Raw genomic sequence first — 15,442 nt, forward strand, 5'->3', positions numbered from 1 at the left:
TGTGAAGAATCGACGTGGCAATCTAGCTGAATTGTTGCTACGCAGCATCAATCGCCGGGGGGAGGCGCGGGTATCTGTGCGTACACGCCACGCTTGTCAATATTGGCGATTGACGGGGTATGGGCGCTGCCGTCACGACAGCGTCACACACCCCGGGCAGCGTGCCCGGGTGTTCCCTTGACCGCCTGGCCGCCATGAACGACCGCACCGAAGACGCCCAACTGCTGCCTTTGCAGCGCATGCACCTCGACCTGATCGACAGCTACGACGAAGAGCTGGAGATGGCAATCGACGATGGGGACGACGCCCAGGACGCCGAAGCCCGGGCGCTGCGGCGCCTGTACTTCCGCGAGCTGTTCCGGCTGCAGGGCGAGCTGGTGAAGCTGCAGGACTGGGTGGTGGCCCAGCGGCAGAAGGTGGTCATCCTCTTCGAGGGTCGCGACGCGGCCGGCAAGGGCGGCGTGATCAAGCGCATCACCCAGCGGCTCAACCCTCGTGTGTGCCGCGTGGCCGCGCTGCCGGCGCCCAACGACCGTGAGCGCACCCAGTGGTATTTCCAGCGCTACGTGAGCCACCTGCCGGCGGCCGGCGAGATCGTGCTGTTCGACCGCAGCTGGTACAACCGCGCCGGCGTCGAGCGGGTGATGGGCTTTTGCACCGACGACGAGGTGGAGGAGTTCTTCCGCACCGTGCCCGAGTTCGAGAAGATGCTGGCGCGCTCCGGCATCACGCTGATCAAGTACTGGTTCTCGATCACCGACGACGAGCAGCACGCCCGCTTCCTGAACCGCATCCACGATCCGCTGAAGCAGTGGAAGCTCAGTCCGATGGACCTGGAATCGCGCCGCCGCTGGGAGGACTACACCCGCGCCAAGGAAGCGATGCTGGACCGCACCCACATCCCCGAGGCGCCGTGGTGGGTGGTGCAGGCGGTGGACAAGAAGCGCGCGCGGCTGAACTGCATCGCCCACCTGCTGTCGCAGTTCGACTACCACGAGGTGCCGCACGACCCCATCGCGCTGCCGGCCCGCGTGCGCCATGCCGACTACATCCGCCACCCCGTGCCCGAAGAGATGATCGTCCCCGAGTTGTATTGATATCCGGGGACTTCGGGCACCCCGCTACAGTGCCCCGATGACCCACGAAACAGAGCTGAAGTTCGGCTTCGACCCCGCGGCGCTGCCGGCGCTGGCCGAGCGATTCACCGGCCCGAACAGCGCGCGCCAGCGCCTGCAGGCGCATTACTTCGACACCCCGGATCGCCTGCTGGCGCGCCACCGCATCGCGCTGCGGCTGCGGCAGGAAGGCGACCGCTGGGTGCAGACCTTGAAGGCCCAGGGCGCCGTGGTGGCGCACCGGCTGGAGCACAACGCCGAGCTGGCGGATGCCGACACCGCCGGCGCCGAACTGCCGGCGCTGGACCTGCGCCGGCACGACGGCAGCCCGGCGGGCCAGGCGCTGCGCCAGGTGCTGGCCGCTGCGGGCGATGCCGACGCGCTGGCCGCCACGCTGGGCCGCGTCTACGGCACCGACCTCTGGCGGCGCAGCCTGCAGCTCAGCGTGGCGGGCGGGCATGTGGAGGCGGCGCTGGACGAAGGCCACATCCTGGCCGGCGACCAGCGGCTGCCGGTGTGCGAGCTGGAGCTGGAACTGGTGGACGGCGAGCCTTCGGCCCTGCGGGTGCTGGCCAGCGAATGGATGCCGATGCATGGCCTGTGGCTGAGCCATGCCACCAAGGCCGAACGCGGCGAGCGCCTGGCGCAGGGCCTGCCGCTGTGGCCGGTGGTCAAGGCCGCCACGCCCACCCGTGCGCTGCCCGAGTCGGCGGCCGACTGGTTGCGCGACAGCGTGGCCGGCTGCCTGGCGCAGGTGGTGCCCAATGCCGATGCGCTAGCCAGCGGCCACGGTGGCGCCGAGCATGTGCACCAGCTGCGCGTGGGCCTGCGCCGGCTGCGCACCGTGCTGCGCGAACTGGCCGGCCACGATGCCCCGCCCGCGGTGCGCGAGGCCTTCGGCCAGCTGGGCCGCTGGCGCGACCAGGACACCGTGCTGCAAGCCACCGCCCAAACGCTGGCCGAGGCGGGCGCGCCCGCACTGACGCTGCCGGCCCGCCCGCAGGACTTGCCCACGCCGCAGGCCCTGGCCAGCGGCAGCGATCTGCAGCTGGCCTTGCTGGCGCTCACCGTTCAAAGCCTGCAGGCCGACGGCCTGCAGCCGATGGAAGCCGGCAGCGCCCGCGCGCTGGCCCGCCACCGCCTGCAGCGCCTGCACCGCCAGGTGGTGCGTGATGCATCAGGCTTCGAATCGCTGCCGGTGGCGCAGCAGCACCGCACCCGCAAGCGGCTGAAGCGGCTGCGCTACCTGGCCGAGTTCGCGGCGCCGGCCTTCGAGACCAAGGCCGTCAAGCGCTACCTGAAGCAGCTGTCGCCCGCCCAGGACGCGCTGGGCCTGCACAACGACCATGCGGTGGCCGCCGAGGCCTACCGCCAGGCGGCCGAGGCCGGCGAAGGCCGCGCCTGGTTCGCGGTGGGTTGGCTGCAGGGCCAGGCCCCGATCAGCGCCCGCCGATGCCGCAAGGCCTTGCAGCGCCTGGCGGACGCGCCGCGTTTCTGGAAGCACACCAGGTAAAGGCGCCCTTCAGAACCCCTCCAGCACGCCCTTGCCGATCGCCCGCCCGCTTTCCACCCAGGCGTGGGCGCGGCGCAGGTTCTCGGCATTGAGGGCGCCGAAGCGCTCGGTCACCGTGCTGCGCAGCACGCCCGCATCCACCAGCCGCGCCACCTCGCCCAGCAGCTTGTGCTGCTCGGCGATGTCCGGCGTCTGGAACAGCGAGCGGGTGAACATCAGCTCCCAGTGCAGCGACAGGCTCTTGCGCTTGAGGGCGGTGATGTCCAGCGGCGTGGCCGGGTCGTCGATCAGCGCCAGCTTGCCCTGCGGCACCAGCGCTTCCACCAGGGCGGCGTAGTGCTGCTCGGTGGCCGTCAGGCTGGCCACCAGGTTCACCTGCGGGTGGCCGATGCGGCGCAGCTCGTCGGCCAGCGGCTGGCGGTGGTCGATCACATGGTGCGCACCCATGTCGGCGCACCAGGCCTGGGTTTCGGGGCGCGAAGCAGTGGCGATCACCGTCAGCCTGGTCAGCCGGCGTGCGATCTGCGTCAGCACCGAGCCCACGCCGCCGGCACCGCCCACGATCAGCAGCGACTGGCCTTCGCCGCCGTCGCGCGGCACGCCCAGGCGGTCGAACAGCAGCTCCCAGGCGGTGATGCTGGTCAGCGGCAGCGCGGCCGCCTCGGCAAAACCCAGCGTGGCCGGCATCGGGCCGACGATGCGCTCGTCCACCGCCTGCAGTGCGCTGTTGCTGCCCGCGCGGTCGATGGCTCCGGCGTACCAGACGCGGTCGCCCACCCGGAAGCGCGAGACGGCGCTGCCCACCGCCCGCACGATGCCGGCCGCGTCCCAGCCCAACACCTTGGCCTGGCCTTCGGGCGGCGCCACGTTGCGGCGCACCTTGGTGTCCACCGGGTTCACCGACACCGCCTTCACCTCCACCAGCAGGTCGTTGGCGCGCAGCTCGGGCTCGGGCAGCTCCAGGTCGATCAGGCTCTGCGTGTCGGTGATGGGCAGGCTCTGGCGGTAGGCGACGGCTTTCATGGCAACTCCTTCAATGTGATGGGCCTGACTGTGCCGGCGAAGCGGAAAGCAAACCAGCCGTGCCACACTGCGGCAGCCACAAACCCAGTTTGTCAATCACATGCCCGCCTCGCCCACCGTGGCCGCTGACGGCCTGGAGCTGCCCGCGCTGCAGCTGGCGCTGCGCGCCGCCGAACTGGGCAGCGTGGCCGCGGCCGCACGCGAGCGCGACTGGCTGCCCGCCACCGCCACCGCGGCCATTCGCCGGCTGGAAGCGCAGCTGGGTGCGGCGCTTTTCACCCGCAACAGCCGCGCGCTGCGGCCCACGCCGGAAGGCGCCGCCTTCCTGCAGCGGGCGCGCGAGGCGCTGGCGTTGCTCGGCGACGGCGTGGCGGCACTGCGCGAGCCGCTGGCCCAGGTGCGCGGGCTGCTGCGGCTGGGCATGCCTTCGGACCTGGGCACGCGGCTGCTGCGGCCGCTGCTGGACGAGTTCATGGCGCTGCATCCCGCGCTGCAACTGGAGCTGCAGGTGGGCGACCGGCTGAGCGACCTGGCGCGTGAGCCGGTGGATGCCGCGCTGCGCTACGGTGAGCCGCAGCAGCCCGGCCTCATCGTGCGCCGCCTGGCCGACAACCACCGGGTGCTGGTGGCCTCGCCCGATTACCTGGCCCGCGCCGGCACGCCGCAGGCGGCCGCCGACATCGAGCAGCACGCCGGCATCTCGCTGCGCCTGGCGGGCCGGCCCGGCCATGTGTGGACGCTGCTGGACAACGGCCGGCCGGTGACGCTGCGGCCGCAGGTGCGGCGCATCGCCGACAACGGCCTGGTGACGCGTGAATGGGCGCTGGCCGGCCACGGCATCGCGATGAAGTCACGGCTGGACGTGGCCGATGACCTGGCCGCCGGTCGGCTGGTGCAGGTGCTGCCGGCGCTGCGGTCGGCGCCTTATCCGCTGGTGCTGGCCCTGGCCAGCGGCAGCCACCTCAGCGCGCGGGTGCGGGCGCTGGGCGACTTTCTGTCGGAGCGGCTGGCCGAACGGAACGGCTGAACCCTTAGGTGGCCGACTGCGCCGCGTACCAGCTGGCCGCTGCCTGCAGCCCCTGGCCGAAGCGGTGCGTGGGCGCGTAGCCCAGCAGCGTCTGCGCCTTGCCGATGTCGGCGCGCGAGTGGCGCACGTCGCCGGCGCGGAAGTCGCCGTACACCGCCGGTGCCACCTGCAGCCCGGGCCGCTGCGCGCCCAGAGCGGCCGCCAGCTCGGTGTAGAGCTGGTTCAGCGAGGTCTGGTCGCCCACCGCCACGTTGTAGACCTGGTTCAGCGCCTCGGGCGTGGTGACGGTGGCCGCCAGCAGGTTGGCCTGCACCGTGTTGGCGATGTAGCAGAAGTCGCGGCTGGTTTCGCCGTCGCCGTTGATGCGGATCGCCTCGCCGCGCAGCATCTGCGCCGCCCATTTGGGGATCACCGCGGCATAAGCGCCGTTCGGGTCCTGCCGCGGGCCGAACACGTTGAAGTAGCGCAGCCCGATGGACGCCGTGCCGTAGCAGCGGCCGAACACCTCGGCGTACAGCTCGTTCACGTACTTGGTGACGGCATACGGCGACAGCGGCTTGCCGATGCGGTCTTCCACCTTGGGCAGGCCCGGGTGGTCGCCGTAGGTGGAGCTGCTGGCCGCGTACACGAAGCGCTGCACGCCGGCATCACGCGCCGCCACCAGCATGTTCAGGAAGCCGTCGATGTTGGCCGCGTTGGTGGTGAGGGGGTCGGCCAGCGAGCGTGGCACCGAGCCCAGCGCCGCCTGGTGCAGCACATGCTGCACGCCTTCGCAGGCGCTGCGGCAGGTGGCGGCGTCGCGGATGTCGCCCTCGATGAAGCGAAAGCGCGCCTGCCGCTCGGCCGTCTGGCCCGCGGTGGCGGCCACCAGGTTGTGCCGGTGGCCGGTCGCGAAGTTGTCCAGGCCCACCACCGTCTGGTTCAGCGACAGCAGGGTCTCGACCAGATGGCTGCCGATGAAGCCGGCGGCGCCCGTCACCAGCCAGGCGCGGGGCGCGGCCTGCAGCTCGGCGCGCAGGGTGTCGTAGGTGCTCACAGGCGCCACACCCGGGCGCCTTCGGCGCGCAGGGCCGCTTCGTCGAAGCAGGCCTTCACGTCCACGATCAGGCCGCCCGGCTGCAGGCGGTCGCACAGCGCCTTGGGGCCCATCTCCAGGTACTGCGCATGGGCCACGGCGGCCACCACCGCATGGGCCTTGGGCAGCGCGTTCCAGGCGGCCGGCGTCACGCCGTACTCGTGCTGCGCCTCTTCTGGCGAAGCGATGGGGTCGTGCACGTGCACGTTGACGCCGAAGCTCTGCAGCTCCTGGATGACGTCGATCACCTTGCTGTTGCGCAGGTCGGGGCAGTTTTCCTTGAAGGTCAGGCCCAGCACCACCACGTCGGCGCCCTTGACCGGCAGGTCGGCCGCGATCATCTGCTTGACCGTCTGCTCGGCGATGTACTTGCCCATGCTGTCGTTGATGCGGCGGCCGGCCAGGATCACCTCGGGCCGGTAGCCCAGCATCTCGGCCTTGTGGGTCAGGTAGTACGGGTCCACGCCGATGCAGTGGCCGCCCACCAGTCCTGGGCGGAAGGGCAGGAAGTTCCACTTGGTGCCGGCGGCCTTCAGCACTTCCAGCGTGTCGATGCCGATCATGTGGAAGATGATCGCCAGCTCGTTCATCAGCGCGATGTTGAGGTCGCGCTGCGTGTTCTCGATCACCTTGGCGGCCTCGGCCACCTTGATGCTGCTGGCCTCGTACACGCCGGCGGTGATGATGCTGCCGTACACCTGGCTCACGGTGGCCAGCGTCTCGGGCGTGTCGCCCGACACCACCTTGGTGATCTTGGTGAGCGTGCGTTCCTTGTCGCCCGGGTTGATGCGCTCAGGGCTGTAGCCGACGAAGAAGTCGGTCTTCCACTTCAGGCCCGACAGCCGCTCCAGGATGGGCACGCACACTTCTTCGGTGGCACCCGGGTACACGGTGGACTCGTACACCACCACGGCGCCGCGCTTCATGTGGCGGCCCACGCTCTCCGAGCTCTTGACCAGCGGCGTGAAGTCGGGGCGGCGCGCTTCGTCCACCGGGGTGGGCACGGCCACGATGATGATGTCGGCCTCGGCGATGGCGGCCGGGTCGGTGGTGCAGTGCAGGTGCACCGCGGCCTTCAGGTCTTCGGTCGAGACCTCGCCGGTGGGGTCGACGTGGCGGCGGTAGGCTTCCACCTTCTCGGCCGACAGGTCCAGGCCGATCGTGCGCTGCCGTTCGCCAAACTTCACGGCCAGCGGCAGGCCGACGTAACCGAGGCCGATGACGGCGATCGTGGGGAGGGTGGGGTGTGCCATCAGGTGCTGCCAGGTCCTAGCCAAAGGAAGGGCCGCCATTATCCCGAGGCGACCCGGGGGCGGAGCATGTCAGCGAGACGGCGCTCGTGCGATGCGGCGGCGCAACAAGGACCGGGCGAAAACGCATGTCGGGCCGTGTTGTGCGCTGTAGTTCTCGGTGAGTCGCTCTACGATCATCGGGCTGTTTCCCCCGAACCGGGGATCTTGGGCCAGCGACGCATTTGTGACACTCGTAACACAAGTGCTGCGCGCCAGCATAATCATCTTTCCTCTCAGGGAGTCTCCATGAAGCGTTCCGCGATCGTCATCGCCTCCGTGCTGGCTCTGGCTGGCGCCTCGGCCCAAGCCTTTACCGACACCTGGTCCGACCTGAGCCAGGCCTACGACAACAGCGTGTCCTACGGCCGTAACGGGCTCTCGTTCACCGACACCGTCAACTTCACGCTGACGGGGTTGAGCGACGTGAGCGTCACCGTCGGCTCCACCGGCTTGTCGAACGCCGTCTTCAGCCTGTACATGGGCGGCTCCCTGCTGGAATCGACCGACATCACCGGCAAGACCGTCGTGGTGGCGCCTTACACCTCGCTGGCCGCCGGTGCTTATTCGTTCGTGGTGAGCGGCACCGTCAACAGCAAGCCGGGCGTGTACAACCTGAACGCCAACGTGGCCGCCGTGCCTGAACCCGAAACCTACGCCCTGATGCTGGCTGGCCTGGGTGCCGTCGGCTTCATGGCCCGCCGCCGCAAGTCGGCCTGACATCGCGCAGGCCCGGCAACGGGCCCACAGTGCTGAAATGCAAAAAGGGCGGTGCGTGAGCACCGCCCTTTTTCATTTCAGCCTGCGGCGACAATCCCGGGATGAAACTCGACCTGACCGACGCCGAGCTCGACGAGCTGGACACCTTGCTGACCCAGACGCCCGAGCCGGCCGAGCCGCTCGACGCGATCATGCTCGACGGCTACTTGTGCGGCGTGCTGGTGCAGCCCCGCATCGTGCCCATCGAAGAGTGGCTGCCGCCCATCTTCGACCTCGAGACCGGCACCCTGCCCGAAGGCGTGGACCCGGCCTGGCTGGCGCGCTGCCGCAGCCTGATCGAGCGGCGCCATGCCGCCCTCAATGCCGCGCTGGTGGACGATGGCTGGTTCGATCCGCTGGTGGTCGACCTGGACCGCTCGGCGCCGGTGAGCGAATACGAGCCGCAGGTCTCCGAAGCCTCACGCGCGCTGATGCCCTGGGTGGCCGGCTTCCACTGGGCGCAGGAGCGTTTCCCCGGCCTGCTGGAGCTGGACGACGATGGCGTGCAGCTGGCGCTGTCGCGCCTCTATCGCCACCTGCCGGCCGAGACCGACGAGGACAAGGAGATCATCGCCACGCTGGACCGCGAGCATCCGCTGGCCGACATCGACGCCGGCATCGAAGACCTGGTGCATGCGGTGTACGACCTGTGGGACCAGACCAGCGAAGCCCGCTACAAGGTGGAGACGGTACGCCGCGACGAGCCCAAGGTGGGCCGCAACGACCCCTGCCCCTGCGGCAGCGGCAAGAAGTTCAAGCAGTGCCACGGGCGCGGCTGATCCGGTAGCGCCCCTGCGATGCGCCTGCAGCTGCTGTCCGACCTGCACCTGGAAAGCGAGCGCTTCGAGCCGCAGCCTGCGCCCGGTGCCGAGCTGCTGGTGCTGGCCGGCGACCTGGACAGCCGCTGGCAATCGCTGCAGCGCTTTGCGGGTTGGCCAGTGCCGGTGATCTTCGTCGCCGGCAACCATGAGTTCGACCGCCGCGAGCTGACCGAGGCCCTGCCCGCGCTGCGGGCCGAGTGCGCGGCACTGGGCATCACGCTGCTGGAGCGCGACACGGCCATCCTGTGCGACGCGCAAGGCCGGCGCGTGCGCTTCGTGGGCACCGTGCGCTGGTGCGACTTCGATCTGTTCGGCCCCGCCCGCCGCGACGTGTCGCTGCGCGCCGGCAGCTACTTCCAGCGGGTGATGCAGGCGACGATCCACGGCCAGCCGTTTGATGCGCCGGCGGTGCGGCAAGAGGCGCTGGCCTGCCGCGACTGGCTGGCCCGCACATTGGCCGAGCCCAGCGAAGGCCGTTGGGACGCGACGGTGGTGGTGACGCATTTCGCGCCCAGCCTGCGCAGCGCCGACCCGCGCTATGGCCAGCAGAACGGCACCGCCAGCTTCTGCAATGCCGACGACGACCTGATCGTGCAGACCGAGCTGTGGCTGCATGGCCACCTGCATTGCCGGCACGACTACACCGTGGCGCGGCCAGGGGGTGGTGTGTCGAGGGTGGTGTGCCAGGCACGGGGCCTGGCCAAGCGGAACGAGCCGGAGGGGTTCGACCCCTTCAAGCTGATCAGCGTGTTCGGCTGATCAGGCGCGGCGGCGTTGCAGCAGCGCCATCCAGCCGATGCCACTGCCGCTGCGGGCCTGCAGCACCGGTGCCTGCAGCGCTTCTTCGGCCTGGCGTTCCAGACGCAGGTTCAGGCCCAGTTCGGCACCCATGTCGGCCGGGTCCAGCGGGCGCGGCGCCACCAGCCTCTTCGAACGACGGAACAGCAGCGAGCGGGTGGTGGCATTCATGGCGTCAGCCTCACGGGGTGTGTGACAGCAAGTTTCGATCTGAGCGCGATGTTTCTGAAGCGTGAATCCCACGTCCACCGCGCCACACGTCACATCCCCCACGAGCACGGTGGGCCGATGTCGCGCATCGGCCACACCGCCGCCCAGGGCTGACGTGATGCCCCGCAGCGTGGCAGCGCCATGTGTCAGTGCTGCGAACCGGCGTCGCCGGGTGCCAACACCTTCGCGGCGTGTTGCTTCAAGGCCGCACCCACACGCGCCAGCAGGCTGCCGCCGTGCGGCCCAGCCAGCTGCCACTGGTGCCAGTACAGCGTCACGTCCACATGCACCTCGGGCAGCACGGCCTGCAGGCGACCGGCGGTGATGGCGGGCCGCGCCTGCAATTCGGCCAGCATGCCGATGCCCCAGCCACGCTCCGCCGCTTCCGCATAGGCATCGGTGGCGGGCACGTGCCGCTCGCGCAGGCGCAGATCGGCCAGGCCAAAAGCCTGCTGCGCCCAGCGCTGCGCCAGGCTGTCCTTGCGGTTGAACACCAGCATCGGCAGCCGTGCCAGGTCGGCGGCGCGCAAGCCATGGGGCATGTGCCGGCGCACGAAGCCGGGGCTGGCCACGGCCAGATAGCGCATCACGCCCAGCCGTTCGGCGCTGCAGCCATGCATCGGCGCCGCCAGGCTGCTCACGCAGCCGAGTACGGTGCCGCCACGCAAGGCCTCGTGGGTGAAGTCCTGGTCGTCCACCCGCAGGTCGATGCCATGGCCGGCGCCAAGGCCCTCCTGCATCAAGCCGTCCAGCGCCGGCAGCACCCAGGTGGCCAGGCTGTCGGCGTTGACGCTGATGGGCACCCGCTCGCCGTGCGCGGCGTCGGCACCCAGCTGGCGCGCCGCCTCGGCCGCCAGCGACTGCCATTGGCGCGCCAGCCGCAGCAGCACCGCGCCCGAGGGCGTGAAGTCCAGCGGCCGCGTGCGCACCACCAGCGGCTGGCCCCATTGGGCCTCCAGGGCGCGCATGCGCTGCGACACGGCCGAAGGCGTCAGCGCCAGTCGCTGTGCCGCCGCGGCAAAGCTGCCGGTATCGGACAGCGCCACCAGGCAGGCGAGGGCGGCGGGATCAAAGGCGTCGGCATTCATGCAGCTCAGCTTAACTTGGATGATCGATATTCAGCATTGCTTCACATCGTGCGCGACTGAGGCACCATGCCGCCCATGCTTGCTTCCCCCACCACTTGGCTGCCTGGCGCGCCGCCGCTCACCGTCTTCCTCAATGGCTTCGTGCTGATGGCCGGGCTGATCGTCGCCATCGGCGCGCAAAACGCCTTGATCCTGCGCCAGGGGCTGATGCGCCGGCACGTGGGGCCGGTGGTGGCTTTCTGCGCCGCCTCCGACGTGCTGCTGGTGATGGCCGGCGTGTTCGGCGTGGGCACCGCGTTGACGCGCCTGCCGCTGCTGATGGAAGCGCTGCGCTGGGGCGGCGCGCTGTTCCTGGCCTGGTGCGGCTGGCGCGCGGCGCGGCGCGCCTGGCGCCCCGGCTCACAGGGGCTGACGGCCGCCACCAGCGCGCAAGGCCTGGCCGCCACGCTGGGCACCACCGCGGCGCTCACCTTCCTCAATCCGCACGTGTACCTGGACACGCTGGTGCTGGTGGGCACGGTGGCGGCGCAGCAGCCTTCGGCCGCGCGGCCGCTGTTCGCAGCCGGGGCGGGCAGTGCGTCGGTGCTGTGGTTCCTGCTGCTGGGTTATGGCGCCGCGGCCCTGGCGCCGTGGCTGGCGCGGCCGGCCACCTGGCGGGTGGTGGACGGCTGCGTGGCGCTGGTGATGTTCGGCGTGGCCGCCTCCCTGATACGGGGTCAGCTTTAAAGCCTCTCTAGAATCCCGCCCCTTTTGCCCAGGGGCCCCGCATGAAGCCAGCCGGCTGCGCCATCGACTTCGGCACGTCCAATTCCGCCATCGCCTTGCCGGGCGCCGGCCTGGTGGAGGTGGAGCCTGGCCAACGCACCATGCCCACCGCCGTGTTCTACGCGGTGGAGGAAGGCCAGCCGGGCGAGCCCGAACGCAGCTATGGCCGCGTGGCGCTGGCCTCGTACATCGACGGGCTGGACGGGCGGCTGATGCGCTCGATGAAAAGCATCCTCGGCTCCACGCTGGTGGACCAGCACACCGACGTGGGCGGTGGCAAGGCGGTGCGCTACCTCGACGTGATCGGGGACTACCTGCGCCACCTGAAGAAGCTGGCCGAAGCGGCGGCCGGCGAGCCGCTGCAGCGCGTGGTGCTGGGCCGGCCGGTGGCCTTCGTCGACGACGACGCCGAACGCGATGCGCAGGCCCAGGCTTCGCTGGAGCGGGCAGCGCGCAGCGTCGGCTTTGCCGACGTGAGCTTCCAGCTCGAACCCATCGCCGCAGCCTTCGACTTCGAGCGCACGGCCGAGCGTGAGCACCTGGTGCTGGTGGCCGACATCGGCGGCGGCACCTCCGACTTTTCGCTGGTGCGGGTGGGCCCCGAGCGGCGCGAGCGGCTGGACCGGCTGGACGACGTGCTGGCCAACCACGGCGTGCACATCGCCGGCACCGACTTCGACCGCCACCTGGAGCTGGCCGCCATCCTGCCGCTGCTGGGCTACCGCAGCCTGGGCCCGGGCGGGCGCGAGGTGCCCAACAAGGTGTACTTCGACCTGGCCACCTGGCACCTGATCAACACCGTGTATGCACCCGGCCGCGTGGCCGAGCTGCGCCGCATGCGCGACTTCTATGGCGATGTGAAGCTGCACCAGCGGCTGATGCGTGCGGTGAGCCTGCGCCTGGGCCATGCGCTGGCCGCCAAGGCCGAAGAGGCCAAGATCGCGGTGGCCGAAGGCGGCGCCGCGCCGGTGGCGCTGGACGACATCGAGCCCGGGCTGCAGGCGCTGCTGGACGAAGCCACCGCGATGCGCGCGCTGGACGCCGACCTGCAGCGCATCGTCGATGCCGGCGTGCAGACGGCGCGCGAGGCGGGCGTGCGGCCCGATCAGGTGGACGTGCTGTATTTCACCGGTGGCTCCACGGGCCTGTCGCCGCTGGCCGACCGCATCGCGGCGGAGTTTCCCAACGCGCAGCGGGTCAAGGGCGACCGCTTCGCCAGCGTGGCCCAGGGCCTGGGCGAACACGCGCGGCGGCTCTGGGGCGGCTGAGCCGCTCTGGCCGTCAGCCCCGCGGCTTGCCGCCGCGCGGGCGCTGCGGGGGCCGCGGCCCACCCGGCCGGGGACGGCCGCCGCCCGGGCGCTTGGCAGCACGGGCCGGAGCCTTGGGCCGCGCCACGTCGGCCAGCAGCAGCGTGCTGCGCACCAGGCCGTCCACCGCCTCGGTCATGTCGGCCGGTGGCTCCAGCGTCTCGATCTCGGCCAGCAGCTCGTCGGCGTCTTCCAGGTCGTCGGGGTCGAGGTGGGCGAACAGCGTGGCCAGCGGCTCCAGCAGCTCGGGGTCGTCGCGGTCCATCAGCGTGGGGAACAGCGACATCGCGGTCGCGAAGCCGGCCACCCAGGGCATCACCGCCTCCGACGGCGAGGCGTCTTCATCCGCCTCGAACAGCCAGGGGTCGAACCACTGGCGCTGGTCGATGGCGGCATTCAGCTCGGCGTGGCGGCGAAGCACCAGCGCATGCAGGCGCTCCAGCGGCACGCCAGGAGGCGCGGGCCGGCCTTCCACGTCGTGCACATAGGGCAGCCAGCGGGCGGGCGGCACCGGCCGCGGCTGCAGCAGCACGCCGACCAGGTAGCCGTCGAGCGCACTGGCTTCTAGCGGTTCCAGCGGCTCGGGCAGCGTGGCCAGCAGGCCATCGAGTTCGCCGACTTCGGCGTCGGTCAGGGGCGGTACGGCGGTCATGCCGGATTGTCGCGCGGCCAGGCGGCGCTGCTCAGGTGCCCACCACGCCGCCGTCGCGCCGCCGTATCACCACGGTGGCTGAACGCGGGCGGCCGTCGGGCCGGTGGTCGGGCCAGCTGGAAAACAGCTGTGGCGCATCCGCCCGGCTGATGTCCGATGGCGTTTCGCCGGGATGCTGCACGTTGATGAACAGCGTCGACTGATCGGGCGTCATCGCCGCGCCGGTGATCTCGCAGTTCACCGGCCCGGTGAGAAAGCGCCGCACCTCGCCGGTGGCCAGGTCGCAGGCCAGCATCTGGTTGTTGCCGATGCGCTCGAACTCGCCCTTGTTCATCTGCGTGGCATGGGCGTCGGTCTGTATCCACAGCACGCCGCGGCGGTCGAACATCAGGCCGTCGGGGCAGCCGAAGAAGTCGCCCTTCACGTTGCCGCGCGCCTCGGGCCGGGCATTGGCCGGGTCGCCCGCCAGCAGCAGGTGGTTCCAGCGCATCGTCGCGCCGTCGAAGTCGCCGTCTTCCTGCCAGCGGATGATCTGGCCCATTGCGTTCTCGGCGCGCGGGTTGGCGGCGTCGGGGCCCGGCCTGCCGGGCTGGCCGCGCTGGGTGTTGTTGGTGAGGGTGCAGTACACCCAGCGCGATTCGGTGTCGATCGCCAGCCACTCGGGCCGGTCCATCTTGGTGGCGCCCAGCAGGTCGCTGGCCTGGCGGCTCTTGATCACCACTTCGCCCTGGTCGGCAAAGCCGTTGGCCGCGGTCAGCGGGCCCTGGCCATGCACCAGCGGCAGCCAGCGGCCGCTGCCGTCGGCGTCGAAGCGGGCCACGTACAGCGTGCCGTGGTCCAGCAGCTCGCGGTTGGCCTGGGCGGCGGTCAGGCCGTTGCCGGCAGGCGCGATGCGGTCGCGGCTGACGAACTTGTAGATGTACTCGAAGCGCGCGTCTTCGCCCGAATACACCACGGCGCGGCCGTCGCGCGTCACGGCCACCCATGCGCCTTCGTGCGCGGCGCGGCCCAGCGCGGTGCGCTTGACCGGCGTGCTGGTCGGGTCCATCGGGTCGATTTCCACCACCCAGCCGAAGCGGTGGAACTCGTTGGGGTGGCGGCTGGCGTCGAAGCGCGCGTCGTGGTTGGGCCAGGGGTAGAAGGCCTTCTTGGGCAGGCCCCAGCGGGCCTGGTCCTTGGTGGTCTGCTCGCCCCCGCTGAAGTAGAAGGCGAAGTTCTCTTCGCCCGACAGGTAGGTGCCCCAGGGCGTGCGGCCGCTGGCGCAGTTGTTCAGCGTGCCCAGCACGGTGCGCCCTTCGGCATCGAAGGCGGTACGCATCAAGGCATGGCCGGCCGCCGGGCCGCTCACGCGGAAGGGCGTGAACGCGGTGAAGCGCCGCGCGAGCCTGCTGGGCCGCACCATCTGCCAGCGGCCGTCCTTCAGCTCCACCTCGATCACCGAAACGCCGTGCGAAGCCTGCGACTTGCGCACACCCGCCGGGCTGTCGGCCGACGAGCCCGGGCCGTGCAGCAGGCCTTCGTCGGTGTACTCATGGTTCATCACCAGCAGGCCGTGGGTGGAAGAGCCCTCCAGCGGATAGAACTGCAGGCCGTCGTGGTGCATGCCCATCTGCACCGCCTGGTCGTCGGCGCTGTTGCCGGCGTCGCTGCGCCAGGCCGGCATGCGGCCCGGCACGCCGATGGGCTCGCCCCAGGGCGCGATGACCTCGGCCACGTAGCCTTCGGGCACCACCAGCGTGTCGGCCTTGGAAGGCGGCACCGCGGTGAAGCCCAACCGCGAGCCGCCCGGCGCTGCAGGGCTGCCCGCACCTGGAGCGGTGGCGCAGCCCGCCAGCGCGCCCAGGCCGCCCAACGCCGCCAGTGAAGGGCCGAACCAGCCCGCCACCGCCGCGCCCGCGCCGCCACGCAGCCACAGCCGCCGGGCCGGGTCCGAGACATCATGGATGCTCGGGTTGCCGGAGCGGTTGCTGTCCTCCATCTCGTCGAAGTTCTTGGCCATG

Annotated in this window: 15 protein-coding genes; 8 read left to right on the forward strand and 7 right to left on the reverse strand. The window is 70.8% G+C overall.

Going from position 1 to position 15,442, the window contains the following annotated elements; genetic code table 11:
* Positions 1-194 precede the first annotated feature (194 nt).
* Together ppk2 and MW290_RS15025 are read left to right on the forward strand one after the other, a co-directional pair.
* Positions 195-1,097 (forward strand): polyphosphate kinase 2, encoded by a 903-nt coding sequence (gene ppk2 / locus MW290_RS15020; protein WP_250198530.1) that lies wholly within the window; start codon positions 195-197, stop codon positions 1,095-1,097.
* Between the two features lie 37 nt (positions 1,098-1,134).
* Positions 1,135-2,628 carry a CYTH and CHAD domain-containing protein gene (locus MW290_RS15025; RefSeq protein ID WP_250198531.1) on the forward strand — a complete coding sequence of 498 codons (1,494 nt, stop codon included), beginning with the start codon at positions 1,135-1,137 and terminating at the stop codon, positions 2,626-2,628.
* A 9-nt stretch (positions 2,629-2,637) separates the two neighbouring features.
* Here MW290_RS15025 and MW290_RS15030 read toward each other — a convergent pair whose 3' ends face one another.
* Complete coding sequence (locus MW290_RS15030) at positions 2,638-3,651, reverse strand: zinc-binding alcohol dehydrogenase family protein (protein WP_250198532.1); 1,014 nt, start codon at positions 3,649-3,651, stop codon at positions 2,638-2,640.
* A gap of 100 nt (positions 3,652-3,751) precedes the next feature.
* On the opposite strand from MW290_RS15030, the gene MW290_RS15035 reads away from it, so the two are divergent.
* Positions 3,752-4,678, forward strand: a complete 927-nt coding sequence (locus MW290_RS15035) for a LysR family transcriptional regulator (protein WP_250198533.1) — start codon at positions 3,752-3,754, stop codon at positions 4,676-4,678.
* 4 nt (positions 4,679-4,682) lie between these two features.
* On the opposite strand, the gene MW290_RS15040 is transcribed toward MW290_RS15035, so the two are convergent.
* Together MW290_RS15040 and MW290_RS15045 are read right to left on the reverse strand one after the other, a co-directional pair.
* Positions 4,683-5,714 carry an SDR family oxidoreductase gene (locus tag MW290_RS15040; protein WP_250198534.1) on the reverse strand — a complete coding sequence of 344 codons (1,032 nt, stop codon included), beginning with the start codon at positions 5,712-5,714 and terminating at the stop codon, positions 4,683-4,685.
* The gene (locus MW290_RS15045; protein ID WP_250198535.1) at positions 5,711-7,006 is read right to left on the reverse strand and encodes a nucleotide sugar dehydrogenase; all 1,296 of its coding nucleotides are present in this window, start codon (positions 7,004-7,006) and stop codon (positions 5,711-5,713) included. The genes MW290_RS15040 and MW290_RS15045 overlap by 4 nt, the downstream gene beginning before the upstream one ends.
* Before the next feature lie 285 nt (positions 7,007-7,291).
* On the opposite strand from MW290_RS15045, the gene MW290_RS15050 reads away from it, so the two are divergent.
* The 3 genes from MW290_RS15050 (at position 7,292) to MW290_RS15060 (ending at position 9,381) form a co-directional block, all read left to right on the forward strand.
* Positions 7,292-7,762, forward strand: a complete 471-nt coding sequence (locus tag MW290_RS15050; RefSeq protein ID WP_250198536.1) for an FxDxF family PEP-CTERM protein — start codon at positions 7,292-7,294, stop codon at positions 7,760-7,762.
* A gap of 101 nt (positions 7,763-7,863) precedes the next feature.
* Positions 7,864-8,580 (forward strand): UPF0149 family protein, encoded by a 717-nt coding sequence (locus tag MW290_RS15055; protein ID WP_250198537.1) that lies wholly within the window; start codon positions 7,864-7,866, stop codon positions 8,578-8,580.
* Positions 8,581-8,598: 18 nt separating this feature from the next.
* Positions 8,599-9,381 (forward strand): metallophosphoesterase, encoded by a 783-nt coding sequence (locus MW290_RS15060; protein WP_250198538.1) that lies wholly within the window; start codon positions 8,599-8,601, stop codon positions 9,379-9,381.
* Here MW290_RS15060 and MW290_RS15065 read toward each other — a convergent pair whose 3' ends face one another.
* Entirely contained in the window at positions 9,382-9,591 is a 210-nt protein-coding gene (locus MW290_RS15065; protein ID WP_250198539.1) for a hypothetical protein, read from the reverse strand.
* Positions 9,592-9,776: 185 nt separating this feature from the next.
* Entirely contained in the window at positions 9,777-10,718 is a 942-nt protein-coding gene (locus MW290_RS15070; protein ID WP_250198540.1) for a LysR family transcriptional regulator ArgP, read from the reverse strand.
* 75 nt (positions 10,719-10,793) lie between these two features.
* Here MW290_RS15070 and MW290_RS15075 point away from each other — a divergent pair, with 75 nt between their 5' ends.
* Together MW290_RS15075 and MW290_RS15080 are read left to right on the forward strand one after the other, a co-directional pair.
* A complete protein-coding gene (locus MW290_RS15075; protein WP_250198541.1) occupies positions 10,794-11,444 on the forward strand; it encodes a LysE/ArgO family amino acid transporter in 651 nt (216 codons plus the stop codon).
* Between the two features lie 41 nt (positions 11,445-11,485).
* Positions 11,486-12,751 (forward strand): Hsp70 family protein, encoded by a 1,266-nt coding sequence (locus MW290_RS15080; RefSeq protein WP_250198542.1) that lies wholly within the window; start codon positions 11,486-11,488, stop codon positions 12,749-12,751.
* Between the two features lie 13 nt (positions 12,752-12,764).
* Here the strand turns inward: MW290_RS15080 and MW290_RS15085 are convergent, their stop codons facing one another.
* Positions 12,765-13,442 (reverse strand): YecA/YgfB family protein, encoded by a 678-nt coding sequence (locus tag MW290_RS15085; protein WP_250198543.1) that lies wholly within the window; start codon positions 13,440-13,442, stop codon positions 12,765-12,767.
* Positions 13,443-13,473: 31 nt separating this feature from the next.
* Entirely contained in the window at positions 13,474-15,441 is a 1,968-nt protein-coding gene (locus MW290_RS15090; RefSeq protein WP_250198544.1) for a PhoX family protein, read from the reverse strand.
* Position 15,442 lies beyond the last annotated feature (1 nt).

This window comes from Aquincola tertiaricarbonis, assembly GCF_023573145.1.
GTDB classification, from domain to species: Bacteria; Pseudomonadota; Gammaproteobacteria; order Burkholderiales; family Burkholderiaceae_C; genus Aquincola; species Aquincola tertiaricarbonis_B.